This is a genomic window from Luteibacter sp. 621 (genome assembly GCF_050435445.1).
In the GTDB taxonomy this organism is placed as follows: Bacteria; Pseudomonadota; Gammaproteobacteria; order Xanthomonadales; family Rhodanobacteraceae; genus Luteibacter.
The window spans coordinates 22,460-39,161 of the sequence record NZ_JBNDKI010000027.1 but is presented as its reverse complement, the minus strand read 5'-3'; the positions used below and the strand labels follow the sequence as shown (position 1 = coordinate 39,161).

The following is a 16,702-nucleotide window of genomic DNA, read 5'->3' as shown; positions in this document are numbered from 1 at the left end:
ATGCGCAACGATCCTGAACTTCCGTTCTTCTTCGGCGCCGATAACGGGCTGTTCGGCATGTACCACGCGCCGGCCTCGCCGCCGCGCCGCGCGGTGCTCATGTGCCCGCCGTTGGGCCAGGAACTGATCCGCACGCACCGGCTCTACCGGCAGCTGGCGCAGGCACTGGCCGCGCAGGGCGTGGCGGTGCTGCGCTTTGATTACCACGGTACCGGCGATTCCGCCGGCAACAGTGCCGAGGTCGACTGGAACCGTTGCATCGGCGATGCGGTGACGGCGGCAGGCGAACTGCGTTCGCGCGCCGGGCTTGATCGCGTGGTGGCATTCGGTGCACGCCTGGGTGGCAGCATCGCGCTGGGCGCCGCCGATCGCGCCCGTTTTGCCGAAGTGATCGCATGGGACCCCGTGGTGAACGGCGACGATTACGTAGCCGCACTGGATACGATGCAGGCCGCCCTGCGCGAAGACGCCGATCGTTTTAATGTTCCGCGCTCGCATGCGGACGTGGCCGAGCAGTGGCTTGGCTTCGATATTGGCGAGAGCTTGCGCAAGCAGCTCATGGGTCTGCGCGTGGCGCCGCCCAACGTACCCACCCTGGTGCTCGATTCGCTTCCGGCGGACGCGACGCCGCGCTGGGAGCACCTCGTATCGCGGCGGGGCAAGGTGGCCGCCATCTCGCCGCCCACGCCCTGGAACGACCTGCGCCGGCTCGAGGCGGCCATTCTTTCGCACCCGCTGATCCAGGCCGTGAGCGGCCGCATGACGGAGGACGCATGATGCGCGAGGAAGCCTTCCGATTTGGTCGCGCCCGGCATCTGGTCGGTATCGCCGGGGTGCCTGAAGGTTCCGCTGGCGAGACCGGCGTCATCGTGTTGAACGCCGGCCTGGTCCACCGGATCGGGCCATTCCGCCTGCATGTGGAGCTTACCCGGCAGCTCAATGCCGCAGGGTACCCCACGCTGCGCTTCGATCTATCCACGCTGGGCGATAGCGGTGCGAGCGGCGGTGGCCTGACCCGGACGCAGCAGGTCTGCGCCGATGTCGACGATGCGATGAAACTGCTGGCCGAGCGCGCCGGCTGCAAGAACTTCGTGCTCGTGGGCCTCTGCTCGGGCGCGCAGAACGCACATACCGTGGCAGCGAGCGATCCGCGCGTCAGCGGCGCGGTGTTTCTCGATGGCTACGCCTACCGCACGCTGGGCTACAAGCTGCGTCACTACCTGCCACGCGCGCTGGATCCGGCCCGCTGGGCCCGCTTCCTGCGCCACCGCGCCGGTGGCGGCGGCACGGACAAGCCGGCGTCCGAGCCGGTGTTCGCCGTGGCACCTGCGCCGCGCGAGGAAGTCATCGCCGATTTCACCGGCATGGTGGGCCGGGGCATGAAGCTGTACCTCGTGTACTCCGGCGGCATCAGCTACTGCTTCAACCACGCACGGCAGTTCCGCGAATGCTTCGGCAAGGTCATGGACCATCCGGCCGTGACCACCAGCTACCGCGCGGAAACCGATCACACCTACATCCTTACCGGCGACCGCGCACGGCTCGTCGATGGCATTGGCGGCTGGCTGGCGCGTAATTTCCCGCCCGCTTCCGGGAGGCACGCATGAGCACGGTCTTGGTTACCGGTGGCGCTGGGTATATCGGCAGCCATACGGTGCTGCAACTGGTGGCGCGCGGCGAGCGCGTGGTGGTGATCGATAACCTCTCCACCGGCTTCCGCGAAGCGGTGCGCGGGGCGGCGCTGGTCGAGGGCAACGTCGGCGACTGCGACCTGGTCGCGAGCACGCTGGAGGCCTATCGTGTCGATGCGGTGCTGCATTTTGCCGCGCACACAGTGGTGCCGGAATCCGTGAGCGACCCGCTCAAGTACTACGGCAACAACACCTGCAACACGCGTAACCTGCTGGCCTGCTGCGCGGCGGCGGGCATCGACAAGTTCATCTTCTCGTCGACGGCCGCCGTGTACGGCACCACGGCCGAAGGCATCGCGGACGAGAACACGCCGACCCAACCGATCAACCCGTACGGCACCTCCAAGCTCATGTCGGAGACGATGCTGCGCGACTGGTCGGCCACGGGCGCCATGCGCCACGTCATCCTGCGTTACTTCAACGTGGCCGGCTGCGACCCGGAAGGCCGCATCGGTCACTCCACGCCGCAGGCGACGCTGTTGATCAAGGTTGCCTGCGAGCACGCCGTGGGCAAGCGCCATTGCATATCGATCTACGGCACGGATTACGACACGCCGGATGGCACGGGCGTCCGCGATTACATCCACGTGGATGACCTGGCCGCGGCGCACCTTCGCGCCCTGGATCACCTGCGCGCAGGCGGCTCATCGCTTACCTTGAACTGCGGTTACGGCCACGGGTACAGCGTGCGCGAAGTGGTGGATGCCGTGGCCCGCGTGGGCGGCCTGGCCTTGAACGTGGTGGAACTGCCGCGCCGACCTGGCGATATCTCCAAGCTCATCGCCCGCAGCGACAAGCTGCGCGAGGTGCTGGGCTGGGAGCCGCGCTACGACGATCTCGATTTCATCGTACGCACCGCGCTGAGCTGGGAATACCAGCTGGCCGGCGCCGTGCCCGTCGCGTCCGTGGCATGAACGCACGCGTTGCCCGGTTGGAGCGCCGCCTTGCCCTCAGGGACGGGGATGTGCAGCACGTAGGTTCGATTACCCGTCGCTTCCTGTTCCTCCTGGCCTGCCTGCTCGCGCTGGGCTCGGTGCTGGGGCCGGATGCGGTAGCAGCCGGTGCCTTGCCGCCGGCGGTGCAGAAGATCGATGTAAAGCGCGTGGCCGGGCAGGGCGATGCCATGCCGGTATCGGTGGGTATCCCGTTCCCACCGGGTGCGCTGCGTGATGCGAAGGTCCTGCGGATTGTGGATGCGCAGGGTAAGGAAGTCGGTGCCGACGTCAAAGTGATGCTGACGTGGCACTTCCGCGATGGCAGCATCCGCGCGGTGCGCGCGCAGTTTCGCGCGGCGCAGGGTACGTATTATTTTGCTGTGGGCGAGCCGCGCCAGGTATCGGTGGCGGGCTGGCCGTATGCCGATGGCCTGGTGAAGGGCAAGCTCGCCGCCGTGGCGACGCTCACCCCGCAGTGGCTCACCGCCTCGCTCATTGCCGGCCCGCAAAGCGTGGCGGCCAAGGGCGAGGCGTATGCGCGTTTCGTGGATGCCCAGTTCGACTGGGCACGGGAATTGCCGGTGAAGGACACCACGGCGTGGTTGTTTGACCGGCCGTCCACGCTGTTCAAGGCCTATGTACGCACCGGCCGGGCAGATTACCTGCAAGCGGCCGAAGAGAGCTACCGCTGGTACATGGCAGGGATCAAGCGCGATGGCTTCCCGGAAAGCCCTTCATGCGGTGGCGGCTGGCTGCCGGATGGCAAGCCGTGCGACGTCAAATACGTGTATATCGAACCGATCCTGCTGGCCGTGGGCCTGACCGGCGACGACAGCATGCACGATGCCGCAACGGTAACGAAAATGGCCGACCTGTGGGCCAGTGGTGGGTGGAACAACGCACCGGGGCCGTACCGTTCGCCGCAGGATTACTTCACCGAACGCCTCGCCGGGCTCGGCCTGATCGAAACCGTTGCCGCGTTCGAGCTGACCGGCGACAAGCGTGACCGCGCACGCATCGAGGACCGCATTGCCTGGCTCGATGCCCACCAGAAGCACAACCCCGATGGGTTGGGTGATGATGGGGCCTGGCGCAATAGCTGGAACGTGCACGAGAACGATCCTCACGGTGACAACGATGTACGCGGCGCCTCGCCGTGGATGAGTGAGAACATCATTGATGGGTTGTGGCACGCGTGGTTGGTGACCGGCGATGCACGCATTCCGCCGATGGTCGTGGATTTCGGGCGTTACCTCGAGCGCTATGGCTGGATCGACCCGAAGCTGCTGGTGTCGCCGCATAACTGGCGCAACGATTGCTCTGGCCCCGATGGGCAGATCGCATGGTACTGGTCTTCTTCGCACGCGAAGCCGGCCGATATCATGAAGATCCAGGAGAGCGAGGGCTGGTACAGCGATGGTCACACTGTGGAGCTTGGCCTCGCAGTAGCCGCGGCGCACTACTTCACGACCGACCCGGCGCAGGCCGCCGCGCTGCAGAAGCGCTTCGACGCCATCGCCAATTCGTACAGCACGAGCTGCGCCGCCATTTCCGACACGCTGCGCCGGTTCAACTGGAACAACCGCGGCGCCGGCGTTGCGCAATGGATGATGGCGCAGCCAGCCGGGGCCGGCCTGGCATCGCCCCCTGCCGGGGTGGTCCTGGGGGCTCGGCCATGACCCGGCGGCTGGATGTGTTGCGCAGCGTGGGTATCGTCACGGTATCCACGTATATCGAGTACGCGCTCGGCTTGTTGATGAGCGTGTGGATTGCGCGTTCGCTGGGGCCGGCCGACTTTGGCCGGTATGCCTTCACCGTGTGGCTGTGCGGTTGGCTTATCGTCTGCTCTAACCACGCGCTGACCACGTCCTCGACCAAGTTCATCGCCGAGGCCGATGGCATGGGCGATCCACGGCTGGCCTCCAGCCTGGCGGCACGCTTCTCGCGGATCCAGGGCTGGAGTTCGCTGGTGGTGATCGGCCTGTTCACGTTGGTGGCGGTGATCTTCCGCCCGTCAGAATGGGATCAGTCGCTGCTGCCGATCATGCTGCTCGTGGTCGTCGCGGTGGTCGCCAAGGCGAATTACGCCATGCTGGTGGCGATCGGCAAGGGCCAGGAGCGCTTTGAGCCCGAGGCGGTGGCAACGGTCATCGGCGGCGTCGTCGGCATGTTGCTCGTGCTGGGTGCCATGTTCGCCCATGCCGGGCTGCTCTCGTTCGTGGCGTTGTTCGCGGTGGCATGCCTGCTGCTGAACCTCATCAACCGGATCATGTACCGCCGACTGTGCCGGCCTTACGAGCCCGGTGATGTCCCCGCAGCGATGACTACCCGCGTCAACCGGCATCTCAAGCTCACCGCCATGCTGGTGCTGATGGGTTCGTTTCGTACCGGCACCATCGAAGTGTTCCTCCTGAATACCTTTACCGGCTCGGTCGCCGTCGGTTACTTCGCGATCGCCGGCACGCTTACCCGTGGCGCCGTACAGCTGTTCTCCGTGGGCCTTACCTCCACGCTTCTACCATACATGGCCAAGACCTTTGGTGAGAGCGGCACGGCCAAGGCTGCACGGTTCCTTTCCGAGGCGACGCGGTTCTACTGGGCGGTGGGCATCTGCATCGCCGGGCTCGGCGTGGTGACCACGCCGGAGATCGTGCGGCTCATGTACGGCACCCGTTACGTCGATGCCATTCCTGCGATCGAGGCGACCCTGGTGCTGGGTGGTTTGCTGCTGATCGGCAACGGCATCGCGGCGTTCCAGACCGTCGTTGACCGCCAGGACGATCGCGTGCGCATCGCGGTCGTGGCGCTGGTCGCCAATGCGGTGCTGGGTGGCGCGTTAATCCCGCCGTTTGGCCTGGCGGGTGCGGTGGGCACATACGCCGCCACGCGCATTGTCGAAATGGCCCTGGCCGTGCATTACCTGCGCAAGGCGACGCAGGGTGGGTTGCCGCTTGCCGCCATGGTGCGCCTGTTTGCCGTCGGTGTCGTCGCGACCGCGGCCGCGTGGGCCACCACCGAAGCGACGCCGTCACGGCTCGGCTTCCTCGTGGGCGCCGTCGCCTTCATGGCCATCTACATCCCCGGCAGCGCGTGGGTGCGCTACTGGTCCGCCGATGATCTCCAGTTGATGGCAGGCATCAGCCGCAGGCTGGGCCCGCCCGGGCGCGCGCTCTCGCGCGTGCTCGCCATCGTGCCGCCCTCGGCGGCAAAGGCTGCAAGCCCATGAACTACCTCTGCTCCATCCTCCACACGCTGGACGCGCTGCGTAGCGCGCGCGATGAGATGGCCGCGCTGGCAGAAACGCCGGGCGGCTGCGATGGCATCGTCCAGCATCCGGATTGGATCGCGTATGAAGTGGAGAGCCGCGACGACGGCACCGCACCCCACGTCGTGATTGTGCGTGACAGTACCGGGCGCATGGTGGGCTATGCCCCGCTGCTGGCCGTCAATCACACCGCGCGACTGGACCTGGCCGGGCGCCGCGTGCGTGTCTACCATGGCGCCGCCCTGCGCATGCTTGGCGCCGGTGTGGTGGCCGCGGCGGACGAGCGTTCGACGGTCATGCTGGCCGTCGTCCGCCAGCTTCACGGTGACGCCAATGTCCGCGTCATGCGTATCCAGGAAAGCCCGTTGCCCAACCCGTTTGCCCAGGCGCTGGGCTCGGGCGGGGATATGCGCCTGGTGCCGGCCAACCTGCTCGAGCAGGTGCAGTGGACGATCCAGGGTCAGCCCTCGTCGGAGGCGTGGCTGGCCCAGATGGACAAGAAGCGCCGCACCGACCTGACCCAGCGTGTGGGGCGCGCCTACCGCAAGCTCGGCGGCGATGCCGCACTGCATACCTTCGATACGCCTGACGCCATGCCCGAGTACTGCCGGCTTATGAATGAGGTGTACGCGCGTACCTGGCACCACGATGACTTGCCCACCCGCTGGGACGATCCGCTGCGCGTAGCCCTGTTCCAGAAGCTGGCGGCATCCGGCCACATCATTGGCCATATCGTCCTGCGCGAGGGCAAGCCGCTGGCGTACGTGCACGGCTACCGGGTTGCCGGCACCTATCTGGTCGATGACCTCGGCTACGACGAAGAGATCGCCAGGGTAGGCATCGGGTCGGTCGCGGTGTTCCAGGCGATCAAGGCACTACTGGATCGCTTCCCGGGTGAGCGCGTGAGCTTCGGCTACGGCGATAACCAGTACAAACGTCTCCTCGCCACCCACAGCGAACCCTGCGGCTCGCTGTACGTTGTGCGCTCGACGGGCGCCACCGCCGGCTTCCATGCCTACGCCCCTGTGCGCTGGCTCTACCGCGGCCTGCACCGCGTGCGCGAAGACATGCGCGCCCGCAAACGCGTCTAACCCTCCGATCTTTCTCATGCCGCGCGGCCCGGTAGGAGCGCGCTCGCGCGCGATCCGGCGCACGCGCCGGCCAATGATCGGTGAAGCGGCGCAGCGCGCATGCGCGAGAAAAGCCAGAATAAACCCGATAAAACATCGTGTTAGGCTAAGGCTTGGCCGCCCTGGACCGGCCAGTCCAAACGACCAGCCCCAAGGCACTATGTCCGGCCCGTTGCACGCCACGCACATTCGTGGCGACCCCAGCGCAACGAAGGCCGCCATGAACACGCCAGTCGCCACCCCCATCCTGCAAGGGCCGCCCAGCCGGATCCCGTTCGTACGCGCCATGCAGGAAGCGAGCTACGCGCGCCGCTTTCTTGCCCACACCGCAGTCACCCATCACATCTACCGTGGCGTGTACGCCACGTTCGACGAAGCGCGTGCCAGTATTCCGCCGACGCGTGCCGCCGGCTACGACAATAGCGAATCCGCCGAGCTATACCGTGAGCGTACGCGGCGCGTCTTCATCAACGATTACCCCATGATGCTGTGGCTGGACCGTTTCCTCAGCCAGGGCGCCCGGCATATTTTCGATGTGGGCGGGCACATTGGCATCGCTTACTACGCGTACCAGAAGTACCTGGCGTACCCTGCGGCGCTGCGCTGGACCGTGCAGGACGTGCCTGCCGTGAACGCCGCCGGTGCGCGCTGGGCGGCTGATCACGATCCGGCGCGACGCCTTGCCTTTACCGATTCGATCAACGCGGCCAGCGGCAGCGATCTGTTGTTCGCCGCGGGTTCGCTGCAGTACCTCGAGTACACGCTCGCGGATGCGTTACTCGGGATGGCCCAGCCGCCGCGTTTCCTCCTGCTCAACTCGGTACCCGTGCACCCCAGCCAGTCCTACTTCACCGTCCAGAACATCGGCGTTGCGCTATGCCCTTATCGGGTCACGGCGGATAGGGCGTTCCTGGGCAGCCTCACCGCGCTCGGCTACGAACTGCAGGACCGCTGGGAGAATCCGCAGCGGCACTGCACCGTGCCGTTCCACCCCGAGCTTTCGCTGGACCGGTATTTCGGATTCGCGTTCCGTCTCTCGGCAAGTGCTGGCGTCACCAGGTCAACGTGAAGTTATCCACGATGGCCGTCACGCGTCGCGGGTCGCTGGAGGTGTCCTTTCGCAGCACGATGGCGCCGATCCGGTCACCGTAATCCGCCGCGTCAAGCTGTACCCAAAGCCCCGGCAATCCCGTGGCCGGCACCTGGTGCCGCGTGTCCGCCAGTGCTTTGCCGTGCGCATCCAGGATATCCAGCTGGAAGGGTGAGCCATTGCCATTCGGCCCCAGGGCGCCGTAGCCGAACCGCACGGATTTGCACGGTTTGGCAAACACGATGCGTAGCGCGGATACGTCGTCGTGGGCACACAGGAAGGTGCCACCGTGGAAGGGCGTGATGCCCGTCTTGCCGCCACGGACGTACCACGCGCCACCCTCCGCGATGAACGTGATGAAGGGGCGTTTCAGTGCGTCGAACGGGCGCTGGGTGAGATCGTTCAGGTCGTCGGTAGCGATAACCGGCGGCGCGCTCACCGTCTGCACCCGAAGGTCGAGCCATTCGGACTCCAGGGTATGCAGGCATTCACGGCGCATGCCTTCCGGGGTTTCCACGTTCGCGAACGTCTTCACCCGGTAGCACGCGCGTACGTAACCGCCATCCAGCTCCGCGACTTCCGGGCCGGGTATCGGGAAGGGGAGGCTTGGGCGGTCGCGCGCTTCGCTGCCCAGCGCAGATTCCTCATAGCGGGTGGGTTCGCCGTCGGCCTTCATGCCCAACCACACGAGCTGGCACTCGTCGTCACCTGAAAGGCCTGGCCACACGGGAACCTCCACATAGGCGCCTCCCGCCGCCGCGAGCGGATCCAGTACGGCGCCGTCGGCCTGCTGTACCTGCGGCGCGGCGAACCGGCCCACGTGGCCGGCGATCTCAACACGCCGACGAATCGAATAGCGAGGCGCCATGCCGGGCGCGCAGATCGTGTACTGCATCAGGCATTGGCCGCCGGTAGCTCGGCGCAAAAGATCGGCCGGGACCTCGAAGTCGATCGTTTGCCCATCGCGACGTATGGGCACGGATGAGGAGTGCCAGGCGTCGTGCTTGCCGGCCGCCGTGGTCGCGTTGACGTGCAGCGTGATGCGATCGCCCACCAGTGCGCCGTGGCCTTCGACGCGCACGCGGGCGTGGGAGGCCTGTAAGCGCTCGATCAAAAGGACTCGGCCATCGTCACCGGTGGTGCCTTCTGGCCAGGGCGCGGGTGCGAAGGGGCCGCCGAAACGCCAGGGTGCATACACGGCGGGTGCCCAGCCCGACCACAGGCCGTTGCGGTCGTGTACTTGCCAGCTGATTCGTACATCGCGCAGTGCGGTAAGGGTGCGCAGGGGCTCGTCAATGGTAGCCGTCAACGGCTGATCCACCTGCACGGCGGTAAGCGGCGGAAGGGCGATGAGCCGGTCCTCCCACGCTACGATGATGCGATCGCCGGTCGCCATGCCGGGATAAGGCGGCAGGAGGACATCGGCTGTCAGCATCCACCCCGCGAGCACGCTGTCCAGCGTGGCCGGTAGCAAGTAGACGGAGTGATAGGGGGAGGGGCAATGGCGTCGGGTGCCGGTGCCGTTCATGGCGTAATTCTCCAGGTTGGGTGGGGAGAAGCGTCGCGCGCGGCGATGACTGCGGCGCGCGACAGCTTCCTTACACGGTGGGCGTCGTCACGACCCAGATCCATGCGCTTTGCAGGGGGGAGCCCAGGCCAAAGAACCGACGCGCTTCGCGGGCCCCCGTGTTCGGGAACACGGCATAGCGGTGGAACTTGTCCGCCTGCACGCTGCTCCAGCCGGCATCGGCGCGGACGCCAGGGACGCCGCCATAGGCGGCCCGCATGCCATCCCAGTCATCCAGCGTAGGAATGCCGGCCTTGTGCTGCCCAGCAAGCGATACAGCGATGTCCCAACCACCTTGTCGATCGAGATCAACAAGGTGACTTACATGGCTCACCGTGACCGGATACGACGCGGTCGCGCCTTTTGCATCGGTGACGGTCACCAAGGCTGTGCCATTGCGCAGCGAAACGACACGCCCAGTAGCTTCGTCTACCTCGACGGCGCCGCTGTTCGACGCGTAACGGTACGGCGGTACGCCGCCGGTTGCCACCCGCGCCATAAAAGTTCCCTCAGGCGGGACAGTTACGCGCTTCACCAGGCGGGTGATCTTGCCGGAGAGGGTGGCTGGGGTTGAGTCGATGCTCAAAGCGAGTTCGGGCATCGGGACCGTCAGTGAGATCCAGGGCGACTCAAGGTGAATGAACGGTTCGGACCGGATGCCGTCATGGTGCCAGGCGTCAGCCTGAAGAGCGACCGTATAACGGATTCGGACACGGCCGCCGTACAGTACTTCCAGTTCGTGGACGGGCACTTCGACAACCAGCTGCCGGTTTGCGTCAAGCTCACTGCCCGAGGCATCGAACTGCCGGTAAGTGTGAGTCCCGTCAGCGCGAGTCCCCTCCCATTCCACGTAGCAGCGATCTTTCGGCTCGATTCCGTCCCAGGCGTTGATCACGACATGGATCGCATCTAAAACACGGCCGAGGTCGATGGCACCGTCCGACGCCTCCTTGACGGAGGGAGCATCCAGTACACGATCTGCGCCCACAAGTTCAACGCGACGAACTCGAGACCGGAGGCGCACCTGTTGCCCACGCTGAATGGAATAGCTCGCCGATGCGGTGCTGCCCGCGAGGTCCTTGGCTTTCCGATTAGGGACAGTGAAGTCCAGGGTCTGTCCAACGCCATCGAGTACTTGCGGTTCACTCTCGAACACGACGGGCTTCCCCAGCGACGTCCGGCCCGCCCAGCGAACCGCAATGCGCTCACCCATTTCGCCAGAATGATCCTTCACACGCACGTGAATATCGCGAGAGCCGAGAGCGGCAAGGTCGATTGCGCGTCCGTCTTCGTCGATGGTCCCCTTGACCCATGGCGCAGGAGGCGCAGTTGCTTCATCGGGCGGGATCTCGACCGATGAAGCGGGAGACCAGTGTGACCAGTTCGCTACCCGGTCATGGACCTGGTAGCGGACATCTATGACGCCGCCAGCGCCGTCAAGCACGACGTCACGATCAATCGAAATCTGTACGGCGCTACCGACCTCGCTCTCGATGAGCGGCGCCCGGGGTACTAGCATCCGGTTCCACTGCACCGACACCCTGTCACCGACGGCCATATTTTCATAGGGCGGAACTGTCACGACAACGCCCTCCAGATTATCGGGTATGGGGGTCGGGGTGACTGCCGGATTCGAAAGGTTTTCGTTGATGTTTGGCGTGACCGGATTAGGGTCGAGGCCGCCGGGCACGCCGAGCTTCACATGCACGGCCAGCGGCGGCGACTCAAAGACGGAGCTTTGTGAGCGGCCAGTTACGCGCGCACATACCTGGGTTACGCCCTCCCCGAAGCTGGCGAACGCTCGACTCGGAACGGGTATAAGGAGAACGAGTGCGTCGGATGTTTCATACGCGCGTTCCGCAAAAGAGACCTTCTCAGGGCCGAGCAAGATCTCCACGATGTCCCCCTGCAAAAAATCGGTCCAAGGCCCAACGCCTACAACAACGCTAGATGTCGGATCGTCGACGAGGTCTTTATGGCCGAGGCCGCCTTTCAGGGCAGCGGGGATGAACGGCGGAGTAAGTTTCATTGGGGGGCGTGCTGTTTCGTTCATGCTTCTATTTCTCCGTGTTGTTTAAGCGATCTATGCACGCGGCTTTCTGAATTCTGTGATCACAGATCGAGTCAAGGATTCGCCCTTGCCCGCTCGGTTCTCGACGGCGTAGCTGAGGACAATTCGCCCGTACCGAACGCCATCGATGGACTCGGCCGGGATGGTCAGATCGATAAAGACGACGGTCGGCGCATCTGGCTCGCTCGTGTCTTCCTTTGGAATGAGGTCATCTGCGTCGATCGTTCGATTCAGATGCCCGGAGCACTCGGGTATCGCCGAGCCACCATCCCATGCGTCGTAACTGTCAAATGCGAGGGTGACCCTGTCCCCGGTTACGATGTTCCGCCAGCCGTAAATCCGGACGAGAACACCTTTGTCGCGGATCAGATCGACAAGGTCGACGCCGTAAACGCCGGCAGCGTCGTAGTTCCTCTTTGCGGCGACCGACTCACAAGCCTTCATGGGCAGGCCACCGCCTGGAAGACTGGTCTCATCCCGGATAGTTACGACCTGCTGTGGTGACGAGGCGACAACGTGGGTGCGGCCATCACCGACGGCGCGGTCGACGTCATGTCAAGGATCGCCGTACCGGCGTGTGATTTCAGATCGGCTGATGGAACAGGCAGGTGAAGTGGGAATGCGTCGCTCGAAACGGAATGCGGCGTGCCGACGGTGTCCCCATCGAGGTGGATATGGATCACATCGCCATGGCGGATGGAGAACGCATCATCGCCGCCTGCCTGTGCGACCACCATGACAGCGTCCTTGCCGATATCGCCAAGGTCGATGACGTTGTCATCCGATCCAGTCGCTCCCCTGAGTACGGGCTTCGCAAGGTTCTCGTGGAAAGGGGTCGACGGGACGGGGTCTTTCCCACCCGGCGTATCGAGGTTGAGGACCACGTCCGCTTCCAGCGAGGGGCTGCCAATGCCTAGGCGTTTAATGTCATAAGCGCATACGACCTTCTTCTCCGGATGATCGCCATCGTCCAGCGCAGACCAGACATGATCGTACGGAAGTGCAACGTGAAGCATCGGGTCCTGCTCGATGTCCTTCGCCGTAAGCACGATGGGCGCCATTTCGATATCGGCAAACCGCAATGCGACCTGATCCCCAACTTTCGGCGGAGGAGTGCTCTGCGGTATGGAGATTTCCAGGTGCGGCTTGATGTCGCCCTCGGTCACCAGGCCATCCCCCATTCCCGCTACCAAGGGGGCGGGAATGTCGCGCGGGGCGTCCTTGATGAGCACACGAATCGGTGTAGACGGAGATTGGACGCTAGTGTTGCCGGCACGGTCGATAACGACATAGTAAAAGTCGATTTCGCCGTTCTGCGGAATGGCCTGGAGCATCTCCCACGTGAACACAAAGCGCGTTTCGGTGGGCCCTTGACCCACGAACGGCGGCGTACTTCCGACATGGATGCTCAGATCTGATCCGCGAGTGCGGACATAGAAGTCGAGGACGTCCCCTTCGCTGATGTAAGCGTATGCCGGAACAATGCTGGGAAGAGCCATGTCCGGAAGCTTTGCCAGGTAGGACAGCGGCAAGCCAAGCAGCTCGACGCGTTCTGAAAAGATGATACGTGGGAGGAACGTGCCGCCCGCTGGCGTTCTGTCGATGAGAACGGGGGTTTCCTCGGAACGAGCGACCTTGCCAAAACCTGCAGTGACCTGGAAGGCGATGGCGTGGACGATCTCATCGAGTTGGTCGAGAACGCTCTTTGGGATGTGGAGGTCGATCATGGCCGGCACCGGGTCAGCGACAACGACCTCGGAACCGACCACGACTTCTCCGTTGACGACAAGCGCGAAACGGTGGCCGGAGACAGTCTCAAAGCCCGGTTGCGTGACGAGCGGCGCTTGCACGAGCAGGTCGCTCTCGAGTGCTTCGACGGGGATGGTGCGGCCGTCATCCAGGGCGCTGGGAATGAGTGGCCGCGCCGCGATTGGCGTGACACGGCCGGCCCTGACGTTCGATGCGTTGAAAGTACCCTTTACCCGGTCTCTGTCTGAGGCCCAGGTAGTAACGACGGGGGCGGTCACGAGCCGGTGGTTCGAGCGATGCTGCATGGGTAAGTCTCTTGCGGTGGTGAAGGACGCAAGTGTCCGTATCCAGGCTCTGGCATGGGATCGGCGATGCACTCGCCGTTATGGGAGGAATCGCCGCATCGCGGTGTGGTCCGAAGACGTCGGTGCGCGGCGACATGTAAGCAACGCGCTACACCTACACGAGGGCTGGAAGACGCCTACGCGTCCTTGGGAATCGACCTACACGATGTCGTACGGGGTGCATGGTCGAATTTGCCCGCTTCACGCTGTCGTGAGGAACGGAATTTGCGGCCGGTGGTTACCGTGAGATGGTGGACGCTAGTTAATGTCAAGAAGGGAAAGAAAAAGTCGCTGCAGCGCGCTCGGCGCGTCATTCGCATCAGTGGTTGCGGTGAGCTTGAGCGGATCAGCCGTTGCCCGCGTCGTAGCGCCCGGCCAATGGGCCGAGGTACGGGGAGACCATGCAGAACCGGAGAGCTGGTTCGTGGGCTACAAAGGAGAGCTGAGTCTGCTCGAAGGGGCCAGGGTCAAGAGCGTGCAATCGCATGGCGCATTCGTGCGAGCTCAGGATTCCGCGGTGGAAGCGATTGGCCTGCCTGCACTTGCCGTCCGGAATGGGGGCACGATCGACGTCTGGCGGTCGACCTTCATGAGCCGTGATGCGGCGGGTGTCGTTGTCAGCGAGGTCGATGGACTCGATGGCAAGGGCGAGCGAGCCCGTGCCCGTTTCGTCGATAGTATCGTGAGCGGACGTAACGGCATTGATGTGTCCGCCGGGGCTTCCGTCGAGGCGCACCGGTCGATGATCGAGGGACAGCACGGCGCGGGCATCATACTTCGCAGGGGAAAAGTAGAGCTTGATGGCGAGTCTACTGTTGTTGGCGCGTCAGCCGGCATCCTCGTTTCCACCGAACTCTTTCCGTCGGGCCCAGACGAACGTGAGGTACGTGTAAAGACTTCCCGCGTTCTCGCGAAAGAAGGCCCCGGGATTGACGTCGTTGGCAGTGGCACGAGCGTTCATTCGGTCGCGGTCCTGCTCGAAAAGGGGGCGACTGTCGCATCGGAGACGGGCGTCGCTTTGCGGGCGCAGAAGGGTGCTCATCTGGCTGTTATGGTTGCGGATTCTGCAATCCTTGGCAACGTGATGGTCGCCAAGGACGCCCACGCGAATTTGCGACTCACTGATTCGTCGACACTCCGTGGCAGCGTATGGGGTCCAGCCGACGTATTCGTCGGCACAGGGGCGCTATGGGCGACAGGCGGTGCGTCGTCGATTCACCGGCTTAACCTCTCCGGCGGAACGATCGATCTCACTGGCCATGAGGCCGGACCAAACGTATTGAGGCTTGAACGTGATCTGGACGGCATCGGTGGAACCATCAGCCTCCATGCTCACCTGGATACCTCGGGTACGTGGGCCGATCAAATCGCTATCGGCGGCAGCGTCGTGACGTCTGGGCCTACCCTTATCGATGTCGTGTCGACAGGACCGGGTGCGCCCACCGACATAAACGGAGATGGCCGCGTCGATCCCCGTGAAGGTCCGGTGGTCGTGACGGTTGCAGGATCCTCTCGCACCGACGCCTTCAGGCTGAAGGGCGGCTATGTTGTCGTTGGGCCTTACCAGTACGCCTTGCACGCGCTAGGGCCGAGCGAGAGTGGTAGCAGCGAGGCACCGGCCGAAGGTGGCTGGGAATACCGTCTGGCGAGCCGACTCTTGGGGGATGGCCCCGATCCCAACGAACCAGGTGGTCCGGGCTCTGGATCAGGGGGCGGCAGTGGTGGGATCGGCGTGAGGCCGGCGCTTGCTCCGCAGATGGCCAGCTACCTGTCCGCAACCGTAGCAATGAGTTCGCTCGCGGAAGCTCTTGACGACGGCATGCATCAACGGATGGGCGAGCTGCGCGACGCCGGCTTTACCGGGCCCCTGGGCGGCGAAATGTTTGTACGCCAGGTCGGGCGCGCCGAACGCTATCGCTCCAATCGCGGGTTCTCGGCGTACGGATTCGGCTTCGATCAAGACATGACCTCTACGCAATTTGGCGGGTCGGTCGTGGCCCTTGATGGTGATAACGGCTCGCTTCGCGCTGGCTGGGCCATGGATCACGGGCGGACAACGATTCGGCCGCGCGCGGCGGATGGCTATAGCGAAACGAGACTCCGAGAGAATGGTGCCTCGGCCTGGATCACGTGGAAGCACGGTAGCGGCCTATGGCTGGATGGACTTGTATCGGAGCGAAAGATCAGGGGTGGTGCGGCGACCAACCCGGTTGGGCCGTCTGTGGGTTCGCTTGGAGGGCGATGGCACGGCATGTCGGTCGAGGCGGGGCTGCCGTTGCAACTTTCCGAGTCGTGGTCTGTGGAGCCCCACGTGCGCTTGTCTTACCGAAGTGGGCACTGGGCACCTGTCAGCCAGGACGACGGGATGCGCATTCGTCTCAACGGTGGTGGTTATGGAAGGCAGGAAGTGGGGGCGACCGTCAGTCGATTCACCGGTAAGACGTCGCACTACCTCCGGTTGGCCTTCAACAGCACGGCAGGGAGCGGTGCAAACCTGATCGCCCAGCTGGGCGATGGCTCTTTGGCTCAGCGCTTTACCTCGGGTACACCGGGAAACGGTTACTCGGTTGCTGCAGGGTTCGCCGCCGACCTGACGTCCCATCTGCAACTCTTCGGAGAAAGTTCGTATCGCCACTTCCTCGGCAACCACGGATTCCAGGGCTGGTCCGGGAACCTTGGCATGCGCATGAACTTCTGAAGCGACGTTGCAGAGGGCGACGTCGCTCTCTGTGTGTTTGAGCCAGGCGTGACTGGGGCCGGGGCGTTGTGCCGCCCCGGCTCGGTTTCAAAGGCGCACGCTCTCTCGGACTACACGCGTTGTCGCTCCAACGGAAGCAAGCCAGGCGTCATCCCTGATAGG

At 64.3% G+C, this 16,702-nt stretch carries 12 protein-coding genes; 8 read left to right on the top strand and 4 right to left on the bottom strand.

The window, feature by feature from the left end; genetic code table 11:
- The 7 genes from ABIE56_RS21025 to ABIE56_RS20995 all read left to right on the top strand — a co-directional run bounded on the left by ABIE56_RS21025 (position 1) and on the right by ABIE56_RS20995 (position 8,090).
- Positions 1 to 777, top strand: a complete 777-nt coding sequence (locus tag ABIE56_RS21025) for a serine aminopeptidase domain-containing protein (protein WP_429245762.1) — start codon at positions 1 to 3, stop codon at positions 775 to 777.
- Positions 774 to 1,607, top strand: coding sequence for an alpha/beta fold hydrolase (locus tag ABIE56_RS21020; RefSeq protein WP_429245761.1), 834 nt, complete (start codon positions 774 to 776; stop codon positions 1,605 to 1,607). Before ABIE56_RS21025 ends, ABIE56_RS21020 begins: the two co-directional genes overlap by 4 nt.
- Entirely contained in the window at positions 1,604 to 2,605 is a 1,002-nt protein-coding gene (galE, locus tag ABIE56_RS21015; RefSeq protein WP_429245760.1) for a UDP-glucose 4-epimerase GalE, read from the top strand. The genes ABIE56_RS21020 and galE overlap by 4 nt, the downstream gene beginning before the upstream one ends.
- Positions 2,602 to 4,305 (top strand): hypothetical protein, encoded by a 1,704-nt coding sequence (locus ABIE56_RS21010; protein ID WP_429245759.1) that lies wholly within the window; start codon positions 2,602 to 2,604, stop codon positions 4,303 to 4,305. Before galE ends, ABIE56_RS21010 begins: the two co-directional genes overlap by 4 nt.
- On the top strand, positions 4,302 to 5,852 hold the full coding sequence (locus ABIE56_RS21005) for an oligosaccharide flippase family protein (protein ID WP_429245758.1): 1,551 nt from the start codon (positions 4,302 to 4,304) through the stop codon (positions 5,850 to 5,852). The genes ABIE56_RS21010 and ABIE56_RS21005 overlap by 4 nt, the downstream gene beginning before the upstream one ends.
- Complete coding sequence (locus ABIE56_RS21000) at positions 5,849 to 6,982, top strand: GNAT family N-acetyltransferase (RefSeq protein ID WP_429245757.1); 1,134 nt, start codon at positions 5,849 to 5,851, stop codon at positions 6,980 to 6,982. Before ABIE56_RS21005 ends, ABIE56_RS21000 begins: the two co-directional genes overlap by 4 nt.
- 259 nt (positions 6,983 to 7,241) lie before the next feature.
- Entirely contained in the window at positions 7,242 to 8,090 is an 849-nt protein-coding gene (locus ABIE56_RS20995; RefSeq protein ID WP_429245756.1) for a TIGR04325 family methyltransferase, read from the top strand.
- Here the strand turns inward: ABIE56_RS20995 and ABIE56_RS20990 are convergent.
- The 4 genes from ABIE56_RS20990 to ABIE56_RS20975 all read right to left on the bottom strand — a co-directional run bounded on the left by ABIE56_RS20990 (position 8,074) and on the right by ABIE56_RS20975 (position 13,803).
- Complete coding sequence (locus ABIE56_RS20990) at positions 8,074 to 9,639, bottom strand: hypothetical protein (RefSeq protein ID WP_429245755.1); 1,566 nt, start codon at positions 9,637 to 9,639, stop codon at positions 8,074 to 8,076. The genes ABIE56_RS20995 and ABIE56_RS20990 overlap by 17 nt on opposite strands.
- 70 nt (positions 9,640 to 9,709) lie before the next feature.
- Positions 9,710 to 11,731 carry a hypothetical protein gene (locus ABIE56_RS20985; RefSeq protein WP_429245754.1) on the bottom strand — a complete coding sequence of 674 codons (2,022 nt, stop codon included), beginning with the start codon at positions 11,729 to 11,731 and terminating at the stop codon, positions 9,710 to 9,712.
- Positions 11,732 to 11,761: 30 nt separating this feature from the next.
- Complete coding sequence (locus tag ABIE56_RS20980; RefSeq protein ID WP_429245753.1) at positions 11,762 to 12,193, bottom strand: hypothetical protein; 432 nt, start codon at positions 12,191 to 12,193, stop codon at positions 11,762 to 11,764.
- Positions 12,194 to 12,234: 41 nt separating this feature from the next.
- Positions 12,235 to 13,803, bottom strand: a complete 1,569-nt coding sequence (locus ABIE56_RS20975; protein WP_429245752.1) for a hypothetical protein — start codon at positions 13,801 to 13,803, stop codon at positions 12,235 to 12,237.
- Between the two features lie 463 nt (positions 13,804 to 14,266).
- Between ABIE56_RS20975 and ABIE56_RS20970 the strand changes: the two genes are divergently transcribed.
- Positions 14,267 to 16,540 (top strand): autotransporter outer membrane beta-barrel domain-containing protein, encoded by a 2,274-nt coding sequence (locus ABIE56_RS20970; RefSeq protein ID WP_429245751.1) that lies wholly within the window; start codon positions 14,267 to 14,269, stop codon positions 16,538 to 16,540.
- The last annotated feature ends 162 nt before the right edge of the window (positions 16,541 to 16,702 follow it).

Bases quoted from the DNA above. Each gene is read 5' to 3' on its own strand.
- ABIE56_RS21025 (WP_429245762.1), top strand. From the start codon at position 1: ATGCGCAACGATCCTGAACTTCCGTTCTTCTTCGGCGCCGATAACGGG.
- ABIE56_RS21020 (WP_429245761.1), top strand. From the start codon at position 774: ATGATGCGCGAGGAAGCCTTCCGATTTGGTCGCGCCCGGCATCTGGTC.
- galE (WP_429245760.1), top strand. From the start codon at position 1,604: ATGAGCACGGTCTTGGTTACCGGTGGCGCTGGGTATATCGGCAGCCAT.
- ABIE56_RS21010 (WP_429245759.1), top strand. From the start codon at position 2,602: ATGAACGCACGCGTTGCCCGGTTGGAGCGCCGCCTTGCCCTCAGGGAC.
- ABIE56_RS21005 (WP_429245758.1), top strand. From the start codon at position 4,302: ATGACCCGGCGGCTGGATGTGTTGCGCAGCGTGGGTATCGTCACGGTA.
- ABIE56_RS21000 (WP_429245757.1), top strand. From the start codon at position 5,849: ATGAACTACCTCTGCTCCATCCTCCACACGCTGGACGCGCTGCGTAGC.
- ABIE56_RS20995 (WP_429245756.1), top strand. From the start codon at position 7,242: ATGAACACGCCAGTCGCCACCCCCATCCTGCAAGGGCCGCCCAGCCGG.
- ABIE56_RS20990 (WP_429245755.1), bottom strand. From the start codon at position 9,639: ATGAACGGCACCGGCACCCGACGCCATTGCCCCTCCCCCTATCACTCC.
- ABIE56_RS20985 (WP_429245754.1), bottom strand. From the start codon at position 11,731: ATGAACGAAACAGCACGCCCCCCAATGAAACTTACTCCGCCGTTCATC.
- ABIE56_RS20980 (WP_429245753.1), bottom strand. From the start codon at position 12,193: ATGAAGGCTTGTGAGTCGGTCGCCGCAAAGAGGAACTACGACGCTGCC.
- ABIE56_RS20975 (WP_429245752.1), bottom strand. From the start codon at position 13,803: ATGCAGCATCGCTCGAACCACCGGCTCGTGACCGCCCCCGTCGTTACT.